Origin of the sequence: Pantoea sp. NPDC088449 (assembly GCF_044753225.1) — a bacterium.
Classification (GTDB): Bacteria; Pseudomonadota; Gammaproteobacteria; order Enterobacterales; family Enterobacteriaceae; genus Pantoea; species Pantoea floridensis.
Window position 1 is genome coordinate 317,570 of sequence record NZ_JBIVMT010000003.1, and the last position, 19,725, is coordinate 337,294.

Sequence of the window (19,725 nt, forward strand, 5' to 3'; positions counted from 1 at the left end):
GGCTTAGTGACGGACACCGTTGTCTTCTTCGTCGTCGATGAACTCGCCATCGTCGTCTTCATCTTCGGCATCCGGATCTTCAAAGTAGGTGCCCCAGCCGTCGTAATCGACGTTGTAGCTGCCCGCCAGATTGACCAGTTGCTCAACCTGCGCATCAATCAACTCAGGCTTCAGAGCGCCTTCGCTCAGGATATCCACGCACATTACGGTAGTGCCATCTTCCAGCTCCAGCTCTTCCGGCTCGCTGACTTCATAGCCCAGTTTGAAGGCATCAACGGCGACTTTTTCCAGCGAGTCGAAATTGTTGCAGGAGAGATGATGCTCGATAGTGTAAAGCGCATCGGGATCGCTGCCGTCTTCCAGCAACTCTTCGATGATCAGTCGCGTCTCTTCGCGCTGTTCTTCCAGCAATGCTTCATATGCCATGGATGTGTCCTCAAAATATTCGGCTGAATACAATTATTTTCCCACACTGCCTCGCGCGCCACTACACAAAACAACAAGTTTCTTAACGGCGGGGTTGAAAATGCATATTCATACGGTTAGATTGAATTTTAATTCATTTTAATGCGAGTATCCGGAGCGCTGTATGAGTCAGCTACATCAAAGACATTTCCTGAGATTGCTGGATTTTACCCCAGTCGAAATCGATTCTCTGCTGAGTCTGGCAGGTGAATTAAAACACGCCAAGAAAAATGCCAGCGAAACGCAGTACCTGAAAGGCAAAAACATCGCGCTCATCTTCGAAAAAGACTCGACTCGTACCCGATGCTCTTTCGAAGTTGCCGCTTACGATCAGGGCGCTAACGTCACCTATCTTGGTCCGAGCGGTAGCCAAATCGGCCACAAAGAGTCGATGAAAGACACCGCGCGCGTGCTGGGCCGTATGTATGACGGCATCCAGTATCGCGGCTACGGCCAGGAACTGGTAGAAACCTTAGCAGAGTTCGCTGGCGTGCCGGTGTGGAACGGCCTCACCACCGAGTTTCACCCGACGCAGCTGCTGGCCGATCTGCTAACCATGCAGGAACATCTGCCCGGCAAATCGCTGAATGAAATGACGCTGGTGTACGTTGGCGATGCGCGCAACAACATGGGCAACAGCATGCTGGAAGCCGCGGCGCTGGTGGGTCTTGATCTGCGTCTGGTGGCGCCAAAAGGTTGCTGGCCGGAAGCGGAATTAGTAGAACAATGCCGCGTGGCCGCCCAGCAAACCGGCGGGAAAATCACGCTGACCGAAGATATCGCCGAAGGCGTGCAAGGTGCCGACTTCATCTACACGGATGTATGGGTGTCGATGGGCGAAGCCAAATCGGTGTGGGAAGATCGCATCGCCCTGCTGCGTCCGTATCAGGTGAACAGCGCCATGCTGGCACTGACCGGTAATCCGCAGGTGAAGTTCCTGCACTGCTTACCGGCTTTCCATGATGACAAAACCACCTTGGGCCGCCAGATGGCGGAACAGTACGGTTTGCAGGATGGCATGGAAGTGAGTAATGCGGTGTTTGAATCGGCGCACAGCATCGTGTTCGATCAGGCAGAAAACCGCATGCACACCATCAAAGCGGTGATGGTTGCAACGTTGGGTAAGCGATAAATACACCGAAGCAAACGTTTACCTCGCGCGCGATATTTGCTTGCTGCAAATCAGTGAATGCGTATAATGCGGCCCAATTTGCCGGAGGAAACATGCAACAGCGCAGCGCACAACTTGACGCTCCACGACGCCTGACAGCGGGCGGCGCAGCTGTTTCTTTCCGTCATCAATCGATCGTCAAAAAAGCCCCTTAAGCAGGGGCTTTTTTTTGTCCGCAATCCGGCAACGCAGAGGAGAACGCTATGGCCAACCCGCTATATCGCAAGCACATCATTTCCATTAACGATCTCAACCGCGACGAGCTGGAGCTGGTGCTGCATACTGCCGCCCAGCTCAAAGCGCATCCTCAGCCGGAGCTGCTGAAACACAACGTTATCGCCAGCTGCTTCTTTGAGGCTTCAACGCGTACGCGCCTGTCGTTTGAAACTGCGATGCATCGCCTCGGTGCGTCGGTGGTCGGCTTTGCGGATGGCAGCAACACCTCGCTCGGTAAGAAAGGCGAAACCCTCGCCGATACCATTTCGGTGATTGGTACTTACGTAGATGCCATTGTGATGCGACATCCGCAGGAAGGCGCGGCGCGTCTGGCGACCGAATTTTCCGGCGGCATTCCGATACTTAATGCCGGTGACGGTGCCAACCAGCATCCGACGCAAACGCTGCTCGATCTCTTCACCATCCGCGAAACGCAAAGCCGCCTGGATAACCTGAATGTGGCGATGGTTGGCGATCTCAAATATGGCCGCACCGTGCATTCACTGACGCAGGCGCTGGCGAAGTTTGACGGCAACCGCTTCTTCTTTATCGCCCCCGATGCGCTGGCGATGCCGTCGTACATCACCGATATGCTGGATGAGCAGAACATTGCCTGGTCGCGCCACGACACCATCGAAGAAGTGATGCCACAACTCGATATTCTCTACATGACGCGCGTGCAAAAAGAGCGCCTCGATCCGTCGGAATATGCCAACGTCAAAGCGCAGTTCATCCTGCGCACCGCCGATTTGGCCGGTGCGCGCGATAACATGAAAGTGCTGCATCCGCTGCCACGTATCGATGAGATCACCACCGATGTCGATAGCACGCCGCATGCCTGGTATTTTCAGCAGGCCGGTAACGGCATCTTCGCCCGCCAGGCACTGCTGGCGTTGGTACTCAATAGCGAACTGGCACTGTAAGGAGTAAACCGATGACTCACGATAATAAATTGCAGGTTGAAGCTATCAAACGCGGCACGGTGATTGACCATATTCCCGCGCAGGTTGGCTTTAAGTTACTCTCGCTGTTCCGCCTGACTGAAACCGATCAGCGCATCACCATCGGCCTCAATTTGCCGTCGGGCGAAATGGGCCGCAAGGATCTGATCAAAATTGAGAATACTTTCCTGACGGACGATCAGATTAACCAGCTGGCGGTATATGCTCCGCTCGCTACGGTTAACCGCATTGATGAATACGAAGTGGTGGCGAAGATTGCCCCAACCTTGCCGGATCGTATCGATCGCGTGCTGACTTGCCCAAACAGCAACTGTATCAGCCGTAACGAGCCGGTGTTTACCAGCTTTGCGGTGAAAAAGCGTGCGGATGATGTGCACCTGAAGTGCAAATATTGTGAGAAAGAGTTTGCGCGCCACGTGGTGCTCGGTCACTGGTAATCGCCCACGTCGTCCCTATAATGGGGCGAGCAATTTCGCGGCGGACATCGGTCGGCCGCGCACTTATTAAGGAGAAACAATGTCTCGCGAAATCAGTACCTCAAACGCACCGGCAGCGATTGGCCCTTACGTGCAGGGCGTGGATCTCGGCAGTATGATCATCACTTCTGGCCAGATTCCGGTTGATCCGGCCACCGGCGCCGTGGCAGATGACGTGTCTGCACAGGCGCGTCAGTCGCTGGAAAATGTGAAGGCGATTGTTGAAGCCGCTGGCCTGAAAGTGGGCGACATTGTGAAAACCACCGTGTTTGTGAAAGACCTGAATGACTTCGCCACGGTGAACGCGACGTATGAAGCGTTCTTCACCGAGCACAACGCCAGCTTCCCAGCACGTTCCTGCGTGGAAGTGGCGCGTCTGCCGAAAGATGTGAAGATTGAGATTGAGGCAATCGCGGTACGCCGTTGATTGTTAAGGGTGCGCATCAATGCGCACCCTACAACTCTTCGTGCCTTTCAGAGGGTCGCCCTTCATGGCGACCTCCGCTATTTAAACGATCGCAGCAGCTTCTCCAGCGGCCTGACTAACGCCAGCACAGTTTCATCCTGCACCTGCGCTGCGGCGTCCAGCTGCGCATGCATCTGCGCGACCTCACCCGCACCGTACGCCTGATTACGCTCCAGCGCGTTCACCAAATCCAGCCCCATTCGGCTCAGCTGAGCAACCTGCTGCACCTGCTGCTGTAGCGGCTTGAGTTGATAATTGCCCAAAACCAACGGCATCACCGCATCACTGTTGTTCTGCCAGCGCTGCAGTTGCTGGCGGATCGCATGTGCCGCCGCGTGATCCGTGCGGTTAGCAATCAGACGATCGACCTGTTTATCCAGCAAGCGCACCGCGTTGCTCTCGGCGGGCAGCACATCTGCCAACCGGTTCAAGGGTTCAAAGTAGTCGTAATGCCCCGCCTGGAATTTCAGATGTTGCCGCGTGTAGTATTGCGCCGGTTCAAGCACTTCGGCCAGCACGCGCAGCGGCGTGATGTCGCTGCTGTTTGCCAGCCGCATCATCTGCACTTCCGCTTGCTGATGCTGCTGCAAGCCCACCGAAATCGTGCCCCAGCGATCCACGGCGCTCAAACGCCGATACATGTTATCGCTGTCGGTGACATCTTTTGCAGACCACAATCGCTCGGCCACCACAAAGGCACGCGGCCACAGGCGCGTATCGATCACCCGGCTATTGACGTTCTCCGCCCACAGCGCCGCTTCACCGCCAATCAGATTATTTTGCATCTGTTCAGGCGTAGGCAGCGATGGCGCAATACCTTTTGGTAGCTGCGTCAACTTGCTGCCTTCTGCTGGGTAACGTACGTTGCCCACCAGCATATAGCCGGTCAGCTTGTCTTGCGTCAGCGTCACCATCGGCTGGAAAGGTCCCATCCACGTATCAACACTGAACGTCAGCTGCGTTGGTGAGAGCCAGCGGATATCGCTGACCATACGACGCGCTTTGCCGCTGAAATCAATAAAGCCGCGCCAGCCGTTTTTACTTTCAATCAGGGTAAAACTGCCTTTCAGCGCACTGCCTTTCAGGCGTGGCATGGTGAACTGCCAGCTCTGAGCCTGCTCGCCGGATTGCAGCTGATCCGCACCGTTGAGGCCTTGTGGCCAGGGCTCGTTGCGATAGTGATAGGCGGCGGTTTGCGGCTGGTCGAGATAGAAGCCGGTGGAGAGAATGCCGCGGAAGTCATTTTGCGCCACGGTGCCAAGTGCGTCCTGGCCTTGCCACGATTGAATCAGAATGCTTTTCGGCAGATCCGGATGGTAAACCTCATCCCACCCAATCATGCGGCGCTGGTGCGCTTCGAGGATTTTCTCGACGCGCTGGTTAAACCAGGCCTGCAGCGCATGCGTATCCTTCAGGCCGCGATCGCGCATAAATTGCTGAATGCGCGTCGAATCATTCCACTGTGTGGGATCAACCTCATCGCCGCCAATGTGCACATAGGGATCCGGGAAGATCGCCGTCACTTCGCCCATCAAGGTGTCGATAAAGCGGAACACCGCTTCGTTGCTGGGATCGAGCAGCGGCTTAAACACGCCCCAACCACGCTCCATTTGATACGGCCCCGGCGCGCTCATCAGTTCAGGCATCGCCACCGCAATCGCCGACGCATGGCCGGGCAGATCGATTTCCGGCACCACGCGCACGCCGCGCTGCGTGGCATAGCGCACCACATCGCGCATCTGCTGCTGCGTATAGTACAAGCCGTCGCTGGCTTTCTCCTGCAGCTGTGGATAGTGGCTGGAGGCAAAGCGCCAACCTTGATCGTCGGTTAAGTGCCAGTGAAACACATTCATGCGCGCGGCCGCGATGCCATCGATTTGCCGCTTCACGGTTTCAATCGGCAGGAAGTGACGTGCCGAATCAATCAGTACACCGCGCCATGGAAAACGCGGTTTGTCGTCAATGGTAACGTAAGGAATTTGCGTCCCGCTTTCGGTGTTTTCGATCAGCTGCAGCACCGTTTCCATGCCGCGCATCGCACCAAACCGCGTATTGGCTTTTAATAATACGCCTGCGCTGTTGACCACGAGATGATAGCTTTCGTCGCTGTCCGGCTGTGGAAGGGGATCAACCGCCTGGGCAATTTGCACCTGGATGCTGGGGTGATCGCTGGAGGCGCTGTCGGGCAACAGCGGCCAGCCAGTTTGCCGTGCAATGCGCGCGCGCCAGCGCGCTTCGGTTCCCTCCAGATGATCGCCCGTAATATGTAGCGTAAATTGCGGTGTCAACGCATAGGCGCCGCCAGTGCTGGGCTGCTCAACGCTCTGCGGCCATGGCATTAAGGGGAGATCGCCTGCGGGGGCGGCGAAAGTTGAAAAAGTCATGGATAAACAACAGGCAAGCAACGTTCTTTGCAACAGCATGTAGGCATCCTTGTAAATGAAACGACGGACCAAAATGGGCAAAAGGCTCATTAAACCTGTTTCGCGTTGCAAAGCAAGTGATAGCAGGCTGAAATCTGGACGGGTTAAAACTTTTTCATTTTAGCGGGGTTAACGATTGCGCGGCTTTCAATCTTCGTTGTGGCTTCTTTGCTGTAGGTCAAACAGTAGGTGATTAATTCTCCCTTAAGCACCACATATAGCGGTTAAACTCCTTAAAACATCAATATGTAGTTCTACGGAGAGAAGATGGCGACGGTGGTGATTAAGCGTGACGGTTGCAGAGTGCCGTTTGATGCGCAGCGAATTGAAGCGGCAGTGCAGGCTGCCGCGCGTGCAGCACAGATCGACGATACGGCATGGTGCGAACAGGTTGCTAAACAGGTGAGCCAGCAGCTTGCTGCGTACGCGGAAGTGGATATACGCGATATTCAGTGCGCAGTAGAAGAGACGTTGATGAGTGGCCGCTGGCCGCAATTGGCGCGCGCTTATATCGAATACCGTCACGATCGTGACCTGGCACGCGAGCAGCGTGGCAAACTGCATCACGCTATCCGTGGGCTGGTTGAACAAACTAACGCCGCTTTGCTCAATGAAAATGCTAACAAAGACAGCAAAGTGATCCCAACGCAGCGCGATCTGCTGGCAGGGATCGTTGCTAAACACTATGCGCAGCAGCAACTACTGCCGCGCGATGTGGTATTGGCGCACGAGCGCGGGGAAATTCACTATCACGATCTCGACTACTCCCCCTTCTTCCCGATGTTTAACTGCATGCTGATCGATCTGCACGGCATGCTGACCAACGGTTTCAAAATGGGTAATGCCGAAATCGAGCCGCCCAAATCGATCGCTACCGCCACGGCGGTCACCGCGCAGATTATTGCCCAGGTTGCCAGCCATATTTATGGCGGTACCACCATCAACCGCATTGATGAAGTGCTGGCACCGTTCGTCACTCTCAGTCTGGAAAAACACCGCGCGGTCGCGCAGGAGTGGCAAATTGCTGATGCCGAAGCCTACGCTCGGGCTCGTACCGAGAAAGAGTGCTATGACGCGTTTCAGTCGCTGGAATACGAAGTGAATACGCTGCACACCGCCAACGGCCAGACGCCCTTTGTCACCTTCGGCTTCGGTCTCGGCACAGATTGGGCAGCACGCCTGATTCAACAGTCGATCCTGCGTAACCGCATCGCCGGGCTGGGCAAAAATCACAAAACCGCCGTGTTCCCGAAACTGGTGTTTGCTATTCGCGAAGGCGTTAATCGCAGCAAGGGGGATTTTAATTATGATATCAAGCAACTGGCGCTGGAGTGCGCCAGCAAGCGCATGTACCCCGACATCCTTAACTACGAGAAAGTGGTGGAGGTCACCGGCTCATTTAAAACGCCGATGGGCTGCCGTAGCTTCCTGGGCGTTTACGAGGAGAACGGCGAACAAATTCATGAAGGCCGCAACAATATTGGGGTGATCAGCCTGAACCTGCCACGTATCGCGCTGGAGGCGAAAGGTAATGACGCGCAGTTCTGGCTACTGCTGGATGAACGTTTGGCGCTAGCGAAACGTGCATTAATGACGCGCATTGCCCGGCTGGAAAAAACCAAAGCGCGCGTAGCGCCCATTCTCTATATGGAAGGCGCCTGCGGCGTGCGGCTGAAAGCCGATGACGAAGTCGGCGCCATTTTCCGCAACGGTCGCGCATCCATTTCCCTTGGCTATATTGGTCTGCACGAAACGCTGAACGCGCTGAGCGGTAACGAAGTACATCCTTATGATGCGGATTATCTGCGTGAAAAAGGCGTGGCGATTGTGACGCATCTGCGCAACGCGGTGGATGCCTGGAAAGCCGAAACTGGTTACGGCTTCAGTTTGTACAGCACGCCGAGCGAGAATTTGTGCGATCGCTTCTGCCGTCTCGATGCCGCCGAGTTTGGCGTAGTCGCCGGCGTGACCGATAAAGGGTATTACACCAATAGCTTCCATCTCGACGTCGAGAAAAAGGTCAATCCTTACGATAAGATCGACTTTGAAGCACCCTATCCGGCCATCGCCAACGGCGGTTTCATCTGTTACGGCGAATATCCCAACATCCAGCACAATCTCAAAGCGCTGGAAGACGTGTGGGACTACAGCTATCACCGCGTGCCCTATTACGGCACCAACACGCCGATTGATGAGTGCTACGAATGTGGCTTTAGCGGCGAGTTCAGCTGTACCAGCAAAGGTTTTACCTGCCCATGCTGCGGTAATCACGACCCGGCGCGCGTTTCGGTGACGCGTCGCGTGTGCGGCTATCTCGGCAGTCCGGACGCGCGTCCATTTAATGCCGGTAAGCAGGAAGAGGTACAGCGCCGCGTCAAACATCTGGAGACAGGACAACTGGGATGATGCACATCCACCGCTACTATCCCGTCGATATTGTTAATGGACCCGGCACCCGCTGCACGCTGTTTGTGGCGGGCTGCGAGCATCAGTGTCGCGGCTGCTATAACCAGAGCACCTGGCGAGTGGATTCTGGCGTGACCTTTACGCTGGAGCTGGAAGAGCAGCTGATTGCCGATCTTAACGATCGGCGGATTCCACGCCAGGGATTGTCACTGAGCGGTGGCGATCCGCTGCATCCGCATAACGTGCCGCACATTCGCCGCCTGGTGAAGCGCGTGCGGCGTGAATGTCCGGATAAGGATATCTGGCTGTGGACCGGTTACGAAATGGCAGAGCTTAGCGATGCGCAGCGCGAAGTGCTGGATGAGATTGACGTGCTGATCGACGGACGTTTTATTGAGGCAGAGAAAGATGCGCGGCTGCTGTGGCGCGGCAGCCGCAATCAGAAAATATGGTGGCTACGCCAGCCACAAACCGAGCACGCCGAGCAGCATCCCGCTGCAGGCCACGCCGATTAGCGCGATCCACAACGCACGGGCGGGAAATGCCCGATGCAACATCAATAAAGACGGCACACTGACGGCGGGCAGCGTCACTAACAACGCCAGCGCAGGCGCAATTCCCATGCCCGCCAACATCATAGTCTGCACAATCGGGATTTCTGCGGCGGTGGGAATCACAAACAGGCAGCCCGCAATCGCCATTAACATCACCCAGATCAGCGTATTGCCCACCGCACCATTAGCATGCGGAAACAGCCAAACTCGTGCAGCTCCGAGCAACAACACCGCGACGATATACAGCGGAATCGTGTTGTAGAACAAGCGCCACATCACCCGCAGCCAGCGTGTCAGAAACGATTGTTCATCGGGAGTAACCGTGACGGGCGCAGCAACGGCGTGATCGGGCACGCTGCGTTGCACCAGCCAGGCGATACCCAACACCATGATCAGACCCGCCACCAGCCGAATGGCCGCAACGTTCCAGCCGAGCACAAAGCCCATAAAAATCAGCGTTGCCGGGTTGAGTAACGGATTCGCCAGCCAAAACGCCATCGCCGCGCCGCTCGAAACCTGCGACTGACGCAAGCCAGCGGTCACCGGTGCCGCACAGCAGCTGCACATCATCCCCGGCAAGCCCAGACCGGTGCCGACCAGCGTAGAGCCGAAGCGCGAGTCGCCCATCAAACGCATCAGCCAGCTGCGCGGAACCAGCACCTGCACCAGCGAGCCCAGAATCACACCCAGCACTGCCGCTTTCCATACCGCAAGAAAATAGACCATGGCGTAATCGAGCGCCGCGCGCCACGGCGAGTCAGCCGCATTGGCCAGGATCGATTTACCGATCGAGTGGGTTTCAGCGGCAGTAAAAGCTTTACCGTAATAGGGCTGCCATTTGACATACCATAGGCCGATGACCACCACGGCCAGAAACAGCAGCGGTTTCCACCAGGCAAAGCGTGCTGCCGATGCTGAGGGGATACATTGAGTCATAACAGATTCCGTATTCAACTGAATAACGATTACCGCGCCGGGAGACGCGCTGAAGAGACCGCATTGTTATGCAGGTCTTTCGAATCTGCCATATTCAAACGGTGCAAACTTGATCCATCTCGGAAATTTACCTCGGTTGCGTTCAACCGGCTGGCTTGCATTTTTCGCCATGGCGACCAGGCTTGTGGGTGAGTTATGTAACGAACACCCGTTCGGAATCAGCAAGGAGGAAAAAGATGAGCAAGAAAATAGCGGTACTGATTACCGATGAATTTGAAGACTCAGAGTTTACCTCACCGGCGGAGGCTTACACCAAGGCCGGACACGAAGTGGTCACCATTGAGATGCAAGCCGGTAAAATCGTCAAAGGTAAACAGGGCAAAGCCGAGGTCAAAATCGATAAAGACATCGATGATGTCAGCGCGGCAGAATTCGATGCACTGCTGCTGCCAGGTGGACACTCGCCCGACGCCCTACGCGGCGACGATCGTTTTGTCAACTTCACCAAAGAGTTTGTGGCCAGCGGCAAACCGATCTTTGCCATTTGTCATGGCCCGCAGCTGCTGATCAGTGCCAACGGCGTACGTGGCCGCAAAATGACCTGTGTAAAAGCTATCGCCATTGATCTGCGCAATGCCGGTGCGGATTTTTATGATAAAGAAGTGGTGGTGGATGACGACAAGCTCGTCACCAGCCGCACGCCAGAGGATCTGCCCGCGTTTAATCGCGAATCGCTGCGCATTTTGAACGCTGCTTAAACTCTTCTTTTGCATTGGGGTCGCCATAAATGGCGCCCCTACGACCTTGTCCATATGATCTTCTTACCGAATCCCAGCGCATTGTCGGTCATCTTCACTTCGTCGAGCGTGATCTCCCACAGCGGTGCAGTGACTTTTTTCGCCACCGGAAAACGCTTTTGATAGGCACGGCGCGCTATCGCCTCCCGTTCTCCACTCAGCTGCGTAATCTGACCACGATACTGCACGCCTTTAATCAACAGCACACTTTTCGGCTGGCCATTAATGGTGCCCGCAATACGTGGATTCATCTGCATTAACTGGCCATGACGGGTTTCCAGCTCAGTCATCAGCCAGAACGCCATGCTCGTTTCATCAAACACGTAAAAACAGTTAGCACACCAACTCTCGTCGCCGCTAGTCGCACAAAGCGAGAGCACGTGCTGCTTCTTCACATAGCGAATCAGATGGGAAAGGTCAGACAAAGTGCGACTCCGTATGGCAAATAGCAGTGAGGACTGAAGCGCGCTACACTGCCTGCCAGCTATTTTTTGAGATGAGTATTATGGAACAGCGCTGGCAGCTTTATCTGCTACAAACTGCCGCTGGCATGCTTTATACCGGCATTACCACTGACGTTAATCGCCGTTTGCAGCAACATCAGCAGGGGCGCGGAGCACGCTCGCTGCGTGGCAAAGGTCCGCTGACGCTGGTTTTTCACTGTGATGCGGGTGACAGGGCTGCGGCTTCGCGCCTGGAATATCAGGTTAAGCAGCTAAGCCGCGCACAGAAACTGCAGCTGGTTGCGCAGCAGCCGCCCTGCCTGATGGCCTGGTTTAGTCGAGACGATTAAACGGCAGCGCGAATTCGATCAACCCTTCCACGCCGACAAACGCGTCGTCTGCCAGTTTGTACACCTGAAAGGCGGCTTCGCTGCCTAACCAACGACAGTGCAAGCCATGACGCGCAGCGGGCTCAAAACCGAGCGGATTGTAGAACTCAGGATCGCCCAGCACCACCACAGCGCTGTAGCTGAACTCGTTGAGTGAATCCAATCCTTCGTACACCAGTTTTTTAGCCAGCCCTTGCCCGCGCACCGATTCATCCACGGCGAGCGGGGCCAAAGCGACCCAGTTACGGTCTTCACCTTGCAAGGTCACCGGGCTAAAAGCGGCATAACCCAGCACCTGACCTTCATCATCCGTGGCGACTACGCCGAGAGTAAGCAAACCATCTTCGCGCAGTTGTTGAATTAATTCCGCTTCGGCCGCGGTAGCAAAACTGCGCCTTAACAGGCTATCGATGCCTGCGGCATCAACGCCAATTTCAGTACGAATTAACATGAGATCCCCGCGCGCGCCTCAGCGGCCTTCGCGTCCTGTTTCATTCCTGCTTCAATAAAAGCAGCCAGCTGCTGCAACCCCGTGCGTAAAGGCGTGGGCATGGCATCCAGTTCAATGGCATCCATTAGGTTCTTCACCTCCAGACCCAGCTCCGTGTCACCTTCAATCACCAACCGGCGTTGAAAGAACAACATATCGGGATCCGCTTTGCGTGCTGCTACCAGCAACAGATCGTTGGCTTCGCCGCGAAACCAGACATCAGCTTCGGTGTCGCGCGAAACGGTCAGGCGCCCTGCTTGCAGGGTGGTGATCCAGCGTAGATTGACATCCGCAATCTCGATTCCCAGAAAGCGCCCTTCCAGAAAGTCTAACTCACCTTCGGACAAAGCATGACGAAATTGCCAGTTTAAGAGTTGTTGCAGAATGGCTTTTTTCAACGGGAACGGAGTGATAGAAACCGGTAAGGCTAGGAATTCTGGTCCTTTTTCAACAATCAAACCACGTAAGCGCGCAAACATCATCGACATTCCCTTCAGAAAATTTCATCTATTTTGCCACAATCGCCAGGCTTCGCCTCCACTGAGATCAAGTAAATCGTTTCACAACTGGTCGAAAATGCTTCACTCCCGATCATCAATGGCGCTTTCACTGCCTTAAATCAACATTATCGTGAAGGCAGTTATCTACACTCTTCGGCTTAAGAATCCGGGGAGGAAAATGTATGGAACTGCTGTGTCCAGCGGGGAATTTGCCTGCGCTGAAATCGGCGGTGGAGCATGGTGCTGACGCGGTGTATGTCGGCCTGAAAGACGATACCAATGCCCGCCACTTTGCTGGCCTCAATTTTACCGATAAGAAACTGGCCGAGGCTGCACGCTATCTGCACCAGCATCGCCGAAAACTGCACGTGGCGATCAACACGTTTGCGCATCCCGATGGCATGAATCGCTGGCAGACGGCGATTGACGTTGCCGCCCAGAACGGAGCAGACGCGCTGATTTTGGCCGATATCGCTACGCTTGAATATGCAGCAAAACATTATCCGCAGGTCGAACGCCATCTTTCCGTGCAGGCCTCCGCCACCAATCTGCAAGCCATTCATTTTTATCATCGCCATTTTCAGCTTAGCCGCGTGGTGCTGCCGCGCGTGCTGTCGATGCATCAGGTGAAACAGCTGGCGCGCGAGACGCCGGTACCGCTCGAAGTGTTCGCCTTTGGCAGCCTGTGCATCATGGCTGAAGGCCGCTGCTACCTCTCATCCTGGCTGACCGGTGAGTCGCCGAATAGCGCAGGAGCTTGCTCCCCAGCGAAATTTGTACGCTGGCAGCAAACGCCGAAGGGGATGGAATCCCGCCTTAATGAAGTGTTGATTGATCGTTACGCGCCCAACGAAAGCGCGGGATATCCCACGCTGTGTAAAGGCCGTTACGAAGTGGATAACCAGCGCTATCACGTGCTGGAAGAGCCTACCAGCCTGAACACGCTATCGCTGCTGCCTGAACTGCTGCGCGCCAACATTGCCTCGGTGAAAATTGAAGGCCGTCAGCGCAGCCCGGCGTATGTGGCGCAGGTGGCTAAAGTATGGCGCCAGGCCATCGATCGCTGTATGGCATCGCCGGAGCACTATGTGGTGCAGGAGCCGTGGATGCAGGCACTCGGCGAATTGTCCGAAGGTAGCCAAACCACGCTGGGTGCTTATCACCGCGACTGGCAATAAGGAGATCGCATGAAATACGCTATCGGGCCGGTGCTGTGGTACTGGCCAACCGCAACCCTGGAAACCTTTTATCAACGTGCCGCCGCAAGCAGCGCCGAAATCGTTTATCTCGGTGAAGCCGTTTGCAGCAAGCGGCGCGCTACCTCATTCAACCAATGGATGGAGATGGCGCGCATGCTGGCGCAGCACGGCAAGCAGGTGGTGTTGAGCACGCTGGCCCTGCTGCAGTCGCCTTCAGAGGTGAAAGAGCTGCGGCGCTATGTCGAAAACGGTGAGTTCCTGCTTGAAGCCAATGACATGGGAACCGTGAACATGGCGGCGGAACGCCAATTACCGTTTGTCGCCGGTCCCACGCTCAATGTGTACAACGCGCAAACGCTGCAGCTGTTACTGAAAGAAGGGATGACGCGCTGGTGTATTCCTGTGGAAATGTCACGCGACTGGCTAATTCAGCTGCTGCAACAGTGCGACGCTGCTGGCGTACGCGATAAGTTTGAGGTGGAAGTCCTCGGCTACGGCCATTTGCCGCTGGCGCTGTCGGCACGCTGCTTCACCGCGCGCGCCGAGAATCGCGCTAAAGATGATTGCCAAACCTGCTGCATTAACCATCCCACCGGCCGCCGCGTACTATCGCAGGAAGGCCAGCAGGTGTTTGTGCTGAACGGCATTCAGACGATGAGCGGTTACTGCTACAACCTCGGCAATGATTTAACGGGCATGCATAACTGGGTCGACATCGTACGTCTGTCGCCACAGGGCGAAAGTACGCTAGGTGAAGTGGATCGCTTCCGTGCGAATGAAGCCGGACAGGCACCGCTGATGATGGCGCGAGGCAGTGACAGTAACGGTTATTGGCGTCGTCTGGCCGGTATGGAACTGGAAGGCGGCAGGTAAAGGCACATTCCGGCTATATTCGTGCTGTTATTAGCAGTTTTAATATGGGTATCGATGAGTAATACTCACTGGTGCAGGTAAGATTAAACACCTGCGCCATCCTTATCTGGAGTACCCATGTCTGAGAAAAAAACTGTTCGCCTGTCCGTATTGGATTTGGCTCCGATTCCGCAAGGTTCCGCAGCGCGCGACGCGTTCCACAATTCACTGGCGCTGGCTCGTCAATCTGAAGCCCTTGGTTTTCACCGCTACTGGCTGGCTGAACATCACAACATGACCGGGATTGCCAGCGCTGCAACCTCCGTATTAATTGGTTATTTAGCCGCAAATACCAACACGCTTCGTCTTGGCTCAGGCGGTATTATGCTGCCAAACCATGCGCCGCTGGTGATTGCCGAACAGTTTGGTACCCTTGAATCTCTCTATCCTGGCCGTATCGATCTCGGATTGGGCCGCGCCCCCGGATCGGACCAGCGCACCATGTTGGCATTGCGTCGCCATCTCTCCAGCGCACAAGCCGATAGTTTCCCGGAAGATGTATCAGAGCTGATTCGCTGGTTTGACGCCGAAGAAGGCGAACATCCGCCGGTACAACCGGTGCCAGGATTAGGGCTAAAAATTCCCGTATGGCTGCTCGGTTCTAGCTTGTACAGCGCACAGTTAGCCGCACAGCTCGGCCTGCCTTTCGCCTTTGCTTCACACTTTGCGCCGGACCTGTTGTTCCAGGCATTGCATCTTTATCGCGAGAAATTTAAACCTTCCGCGCGTTTAGCTAAGCCGTATGCCATGGTGTGCGTCAACGTGGTCGCCGCCGATAGCGAGCGTGATGCGCGCTTCCTCTTCACGTCAATGCAGCAGCAGTTTATTAATTTACGCCGTGGAAAACCGGGTCCGCTACCGGCTCCCGTGGAGAACATGGATAATCTGTGGTCGCCCTCTGAACAATATGGCGTGCAGCAAGCGTTGAGTATGTCGATTGTCGGTGACAGCGATAAAGTACGAAATGGCCTCGCGGCGCTGATGCGCGAAACTCAGGCGGATGAGATCATGGTCAATGGCCAGATTTTCGATACGCAGGCGCGTCTGCGTTCATTCGCACTGGCGATGGAAGCTGCACGCACGCTGTAACTGTTATTGCGGTGGGTAAAAACCTTCTGGCCCCACCGCAATCATGCGCACATCTCGCGCTGGCGACTGGCCGTGAAAGCGGCTGTACTCGCGACTGAACTGCGATGCGCTCTGATAACCTACCCGATAGCCCGCCGTTCCGGCATCCAGCTTCTCAATCAGCATCAAGCGACGTGCCTCGTTCAGACGCAGCTGCTTTTGATACTGCATCGGCGTCATCGCCGTCACCGCCTTAAAGTGATGATGCAGCGAAGAGATACTCATCCCTACGCTGCTTGCCAGCTGGTCCATTTTCAGCGGCTGATGAAAGTTCTCGCGCAGCCAGCGCGCGGCGCGGGCCACTTTGTTGCCGGGTCGCTCCGTCAACGCCATATTGAGAATGCGCGGGCCTTCTGGCCCGGTAAGCAGACGATAAAAAATCTCCTGCTCAATTAATGGCGCCAGCGCGGTGATGTCCTGCGGCTGATCCAATAACTCAATCAAACGCATTACCGCATCCACCAACGGCGGCGCGACTTTATGCACGGTAATACCGCGCTCGCTTATTGAATTGGTGCCAACATGATGGTGTGGAAAGTGCTCCAGATAACGCATCAGACGCGCTTCGTTGATGGTAATGCCAACGCCCAGATTGGGTTTTTCTGGCGTTGCCATCACCACGCAGGATTGCACCGGCATATCGAGCGTCACCAGTAATAAATCGCCCGGTCCGTAATGCATGACATCGTCGCCCATGCGCAGCGCTTTTTGCCCTTGCGCTACCAGCGCAAAACTTGCCCAGGTGGCGATGTGCGCCAGACTGGTGGGTTTTGAACTGCGGCCAAACGAGAGAAAATCGATCGGGCTATTATGTCGACCATCTTCCGGCGCGTGGTGAGCAATTTTCGCTACCAGCTGCTGCCACTGTTCCTGATGAATCATGCGATGCGCGCTCCACCATGAGAATTCACTGAGCGAGTATTCTCGCTTTTTGCATCAGCTTCGCCTAGTCCTTGAGCAGTAGATTTGCAGGATCGTGCAAAAAGCTTGCAGGATTGCGCTACCGCCAGATTGTAAGGAAAGCGCATGCTTTATCTTCCCCGAAATCTCAGGTGGAGAGACACGATGAAAACACTTGAAGGCAAAATTGCGCTGGTGACGGGCGCTTCGAAAGGCATTGGTGCCGCCATCGCCATGACTTTCGCGGCGGCCGGTGCTCGGGTAGTAGTGAATTATCTTCAGGACGAAGTTGGCGCGGCGGATGTGGTGACAGACATCCAGGCGCTGGGAAGCGATGCCATCGCCGTTCAGGCTGATATCTCACGCCAGGCCGATGTGCAGCGCTTGTTTGCTAGCAGCATTGAGCAGTTTGGCGCGCCAGATATTGTGGTGAACAATGCCGGTATTTTCCACCATGGTGATTTTGCCGATCTCAGCGTTGGCGAGATGCAGCAGCAGCTCAATGTGAATCTGCTTGGCACTCTGCTGGTATGCCAACAGGCGGCACATCACTTTCCGGCGCGCGGCGGATCCATCATCAACCTTAGCGCGCTCAACAGCCAGCGCAGCACGCCCGGTTCAGTGCTGTGGGCGGCAACGAAGGGTGCGATTGACACGCTGACACAAGGCCTGGCTCGAGAACTGGGGCCGCGCAATATCCGCGTCAATGCGTTAGCGCCCGGCATCATTTTGACCGAAGGTTTGCTGGCCGCTAAAAAGATGCACCCGGAGTTGAAGGCGCAGTTAATTGCCGCCACACCGCTTGGGCGCTTTGGTTTACCAGAAGATGTGGCACAGGTGGCGCTATTTCTGGCTTCAGAAGAATCAGCTTACGTGAGTGGTGAACGCGTGCTGATTGCTGGCGGCGTGTAAAACTTACTTTCCACATGCATAAAAAAAGGGACGCATTCGCGTCCCTTTTTACTTTAAGCGTTTATCGCTTATGCGTCACGACGACGTGGTGCAGCGGCTGCACCCTCTTCACGACGTGGGCCACGACCACCTTCACGGCTGAAGCGTCCGCCTTCGCGGCCGCCTTCACGACGATCGGAGAAGCGACGTGGAGCGCCTTCGCCACGTGGTGCGCCATCACGCGGAGCACCGTTACCGCGACGTTCGCCGCCGGCAGGACGACGTTCGCTACGCTCATGCACCGGTGCATCACCCATCAACTGCATATTCATCGGTTTGTTCAGAATACGCGTACGAGTGAAGTGCTGCAGCACTTCGCCCGGCATACCTTTCGGCAGCTCGATGGTTGAATGGGTACCGAACAACTTGATGTTGCCGATGTAACGGCTGCTGATGTCGCCTTCGTTAGCGATCGCGCCAACAATGTGACGCACTTCAACACCATCATCACGGCCCACTTCAATGCGGTACAGCTGCATTTCGCCAACGTCACGACGTTCACGACGAGGACGGTCACCATCGCGGCTGTCACGGCTTTCGCGTGGACCACGAGAATCACGTGAATCGCGGCGATCACCACGGTCAGGACGATCGCTGAATTCACGACGTGCTGGACGCGGTGCTTCTGGTGGCAGAATCAGTGGACGTTCGCCCTGAGCCATTTTCAGCAGTGCTGCGGCCAGTGTTTCGATATCCAGATCTTCACCCGGCTGCATTTTGCTCAGCAGTGCGCGATACATGTCCAGATCGCTGCTTTCCAGCTGCTGCTGTACTTTAGCCGCGAACTTAGCCAGACGACGCTCACCCAGCAGCTCTGCGTTAGGCAGCTCAACTTCTGGAATGGTCAGCTTCATGGTGCGTTCAATGTTGCGCAGCAGACGACGCTCGCGGTTCTCAACGAACAGCAGTGCGCGACCAGCACGACCAGCACGGCCAGTACGACCAATACGGTGAACGTAAGATTCAGCATCCATTGGGATGTCAAAGTTTACCACCAGGCTGATGCGTTCCACGTCCAGACCACGTGCGGCTACGTCGGTAGCGATCAGAATGTCGAGACGACCATCTTTCAGACGCTCCAGCGTCTGCTCACGCAGTGCCTGGTTCATGTCACCGTTCAGTGCTGCGCTGTTATAACCGCTGCGCTCAAGCGCTTCGGCCACTTCCAGCGTGGCATTTTTAGTACGTACGAAGATGATGGCTGCATCGAAATCTTCAGCTTCCAGGAAGCGAACCAGCGCGTCAGTTTTACGGCCATATGCGGTCCAGTAAGACTGAGAAATGTCTGGGCGCGTAGTCAGGCTTGACTGGATACGCACTTCCTGCGGATCTTTCATGAAGCGTTTGGTGATACGACGGATCGCTTCTGGCATGGTTGCTGAGAACAGCGCGGTCTGATGACCGTCTGGAATCTGCGCCATGATGGTTTCAACGTCTTCGATGAAGCCCATACGCAGCATTTCATCAGCTTCGTCCAGCACCAGACCGCGCAGGTTAGACAGATCTAACGTGCCACGCTTCAGGTGATCCAGCAAACGACCAGGGGTACCCACTACCACTTGTGGTCCCTGACGCAGTGCGCGCAGCTGCACGTCATAACGTTGGCCGCCGTACAGGGCAACAACGTTAATGCCACGCATGTGTTTAGAGAATTCTGTGACGGCTTCAGCAACCTGTACCGCTAATTCGCGGGTCGGTGCCAGCACCAAAATTTGCGGTGCTTTAACAGTAGGATCAATGTTATTTAGCAGCGGCAATGAGAATGCCGCGGTTTTACCACTACCGGTCTGCGCCATACCCAACACATCACGGCCAGCCAGCAGGTGAGGAATACACTCAGCCTGGATTGGAGAAGGCTTAACGTAGCCCATTCCGTTCAGTGATTCGAGGATGTCGGCGTTCAGGCCAAGGTCAGCAAAAGTGGTTTGAATATCAGTCATG

The 19,725-nt window shown here is 55.5% G+C and carries 20 protein-coding genes; 12 read left to right on the top strand and 8 right to left on the bottom strand.

Annotation, left to right across the window (positions count from 1 at the left end):
• Window positions 1-3: 3 nt before the first annotated feature.
• Entirely contained in the window at window positions 4-426 is a 423-nt protein-coding gene (rraB, locus tag ACIP6T_RS15955; RefSeq protein WP_008104254.1) for a ribonuclease E inhibitor RraB, read from the bottom strand.
• A gap of 163 nt (window positions 427-589) precedes the next feature.
• Between rraB and argF the strand changes: the two genes are divergently transcribed.
• The 4 genes from argF to ridA all read left to right on the top strand — a co-directional run bounded on the left by argF (window position 590) and on the right by ridA (window position 3,717).
• Entirely contained in the window at window positions 590-1,597 is a 1,008-nt protein-coding gene (gene argF / locus ACIP6T_RS15960) for an ornithine carbamoyltransferase (protein WP_097095065.1), read from the top strand.
• Between the two features lie 242 nt (window positions 1,598-1,839).
• Entirely contained in the window at window positions 1,840-2,775 is a 936-nt protein-coding gene (pyrB, locus tag ACIP6T_RS15965; RefSeq protein ID WP_400458091.1) for an aspartate carbamoyltransferase, read from the top strand.
• A gap of 11 nt (window positions 2,776-2,786) precedes the next feature.
• A complete protein-coding gene (gene pyrI / locus ACIP6T_RS15970) occupies window positions 2,787-3,251 on the top strand; it encodes an aspartate carbamoyltransferase regulatory subunit (protein WP_097095067.1) in 465 nt (154 codons plus the stop codon).
• A 79-nt stretch (window positions 3,252-3,330) separates the two neighbouring features.
• Window positions 3,331-3,717, top strand: a complete 387-nt coding sequence (ridA, locus tag ACIP6T_RS15975; protein WP_061718232.1) for a 2-iminobutanoate/2-iminopropanoate deaminase — start codon at window positions 3,331-3,333, stop codon at window positions 3,715-3,717.
• Window positions 3,718-3,794: 77 nt separating this feature from the next.
• On the opposite strand, the gene ACIP6T_RS15980 is transcribed toward ridA, so the two are convergent.
• Window positions 3,795-6,179, bottom strand: a complete 2,385-nt coding sequence (locus ACIP6T_RS15980; RefSeq protein WP_400458092.1) for a beta-N-acetylhexosaminidase — start codon at window positions 6,177-6,179, stop codon at window positions 3,795-3,797.
• A gap of 267 nt (window positions 6,180-6,446) precedes the next feature.
• On the opposite strand from ACIP6T_RS15980, the gene nrdD reads away from it, so the two are divergent.
• Both nrdD and nrdG read left to right on the top strand, forming a co-directional pair.
• Window positions 6,447-8,585, top strand: a complete 2,139-nt coding sequence (nrdD, locus tag ACIP6T_RS15985) for an anaerobic ribonucleoside-triphosphate reductase (RefSeq protein ID WP_400458093.1) — start codon at window positions 6,447-6,449, stop codon at window positions 8,583-8,585.
• Window positions 8,582-9,100 (top strand): anaerobic ribonucleoside-triphosphate reductase-activating protein, encoded by a 519-nt coding sequence (gene nrdG / locus ACIP6T_RS15990; protein WP_400458094.1) that lies wholly within the window; start codon window positions 8,582-8,584, stop codon window positions 9,098-9,100. The genes nrdD and nrdG overlap by 4 nt, the downstream gene beginning before the upstream one ends.
• On the opposite strand, the gene ACIP6T_RS15995 is transcribed toward nrdG, so the two are convergent.
• Entirely contained in the window at window positions 9,041-10,075 is a 1,035-nt protein-coding gene (locus tag ACIP6T_RS15995; protein WP_400458095.1) for a permease, read from the bottom strand. The two genes, nrdG and ACIP6T_RS15995, sit on opposite strands and share 60 nt — an antisense overlap.
• Window positions 10,076-10,311: 236 nt before the next feature.
• On the opposite strand from ACIP6T_RS15995, the gene ACIP6T_RS16000 reads away from it, so the two are divergent.
• The gene (locus tag ACIP6T_RS16000; RefSeq protein ID WP_345827355.1) at window positions 10,312-10,833 is read left to right on the top strand and encodes a type 1 glutamine amidotransferase domain-containing protein; all 522 of its coding nucleotides are present in this window, start codon (window positions 10,312-10,314) and stop codon (window positions 10,831-10,833) included.
• 38 nt (window positions 10,834-10,871) lie between these two features.
• On the opposite strand, the gene ACIP6T_RS16005 is transcribed toward ACIP6T_RS16000, so the two are convergent.
• Window positions 10,872-11,297, bottom strand: coding sequence for a YhbP family protein (locus ACIP6T_RS16005; protein WP_400458096.1), 426 nt, complete (start codon window positions 11,295-11,297; stop codon window positions 10,872-10,874).
• 80 nt (window positions 11,298-11,377) lie between these two features.
• Here ACIP6T_RS16005 and ACIP6T_RS16010 point away from each other — a divergent pair, with 80 nt between their 5' ends.
• Window positions 11,378-11,665: a GIY-YIG nuclease family protein gene (locus tag ACIP6T_RS16010; protein WP_400458097.1), complete on the top strand. Its 288-nt coding sequence runs from the start codon at window positions 11,378-11,380 to the stop codon at window positions 11,663-11,665.
• Here ACIP6T_RS16010 and ACIP6T_RS16015 read toward each other — a convergent pair.
• Window positions 11,649-12,155: a GNAT family N-acetyltransferase gene (locus tag ACIP6T_RS16015; RefSeq protein WP_097095075.1), complete on the bottom strand. Its 507-nt coding sequence runs from the start codon at window positions 12,153-12,155 to the stop codon at window positions 11,649-11,651. The genes ACIP6T_RS16010 and ACIP6T_RS16015 overlap by 17 nt on opposite strands.
• Window positions 12,149-12,673 carry an SCP2 domain-containing protein gene (locus ACIP6T_RS16020; protein ID WP_097097601.1) on the bottom strand — a complete coding sequence of 175 codons (525 nt, stop codon included), beginning with the start codon at window positions 12,671-12,673 and terminating at the stop codon, window positions 12,149-12,151. Before ACIP6T_RS16020 ends, ACIP6T_RS16015 begins: the two co-directional genes overlap by 7 nt.
• 203 nt (window positions 12,674-12,876) lie before the next feature.
• On the opposite strand from ACIP6T_RS16020, the gene ACIP6T_RS16025 reads away from it, so the two are divergent.
• From ACIP6T_RS16025 to ACIP6T_RS16035, 3 genes are all read left to right on the top strand, one after another.
• Window positions 12,877-13,872: a peptidase U32 family protein gene (locus tag ACIP6T_RS16025; protein WP_097095076.1), complete on the top strand. Its 996-nt coding sequence runs from the start codon at window positions 12,877-12,879 to the stop codon at window positions 13,870-13,872.
• Between the two features lie 9 nt (window positions 13,873-13,881).
• Complete coding sequence (locus ACIP6T_RS16030) at window positions 13,882-14,766, top strand: U32 family peptidase (RefSeq protein ID WP_345827358.1); 885 nt, start codon at window positions 13,882-13,884, stop codon at window positions 14,764-14,766.
• A 117-nt stretch (window positions 14,767-14,883) separates the two neighbouring features.
• Entirely contained in the window at window positions 14,884-15,894 is a 1,011-nt protein-coding gene (locus ACIP6T_RS16035; RefSeq protein ID WP_097095078.1) for a luciferase-like monooxygenase, read from the top strand.
• A 3-nt stretch (window positions 15,895-15,897) separates the two neighbouring features.
• Here ACIP6T_RS16035 and ACIP6T_RS16040 read toward each other — a convergent pair whose 3' ends face one another.
• The gene (locus tag ACIP6T_RS16040) at window positions 15,898-16,815 is read right to left on the bottom strand and encodes an AraC family transcriptional regulator (protein ID WP_097095079.1); all 918 of its coding nucleotides are present in this window, start codon (window positions 16,813-16,815) and stop codon (window positions 15,898-15,900) included.
• A 183-nt stretch (window positions 16,816-16,998) separates the two neighbouring features.
• Here ACIP6T_RS16040 and ACIP6T_RS16045 point away from each other — a divergent pair, with 183 nt between their 5' ends.
• Window positions 16,999-17,745 carry an SDR family NAD(P)-dependent oxidoreductase gene (locus ACIP6T_RS16045; protein ID WP_097095080.1) on the top strand — a complete coding sequence of 249 codons (747 nt, stop codon included), beginning with the start codon at window positions 16,999-17,001 and terminating at the stop codon, window positions 17,743-17,745.
• A 68-nt stretch (window positions 17,746-17,813) separates the two neighbouring features.
• Here the strand turns inward: ACIP6T_RS16045 and ACIP6T_RS16050 are convergent, their stop codons facing one another.
• Entirely contained in the window at window positions 17,814-19,724 is a 1,911-nt protein-coding gene (locus ACIP6T_RS16050; RefSeq protein ID WP_097095081.1) for a DEAD/DEAH family ATP-dependent RNA helicase, read from the bottom strand.
• Window position 19,725 lies beyond the last annotated feature (1 nt).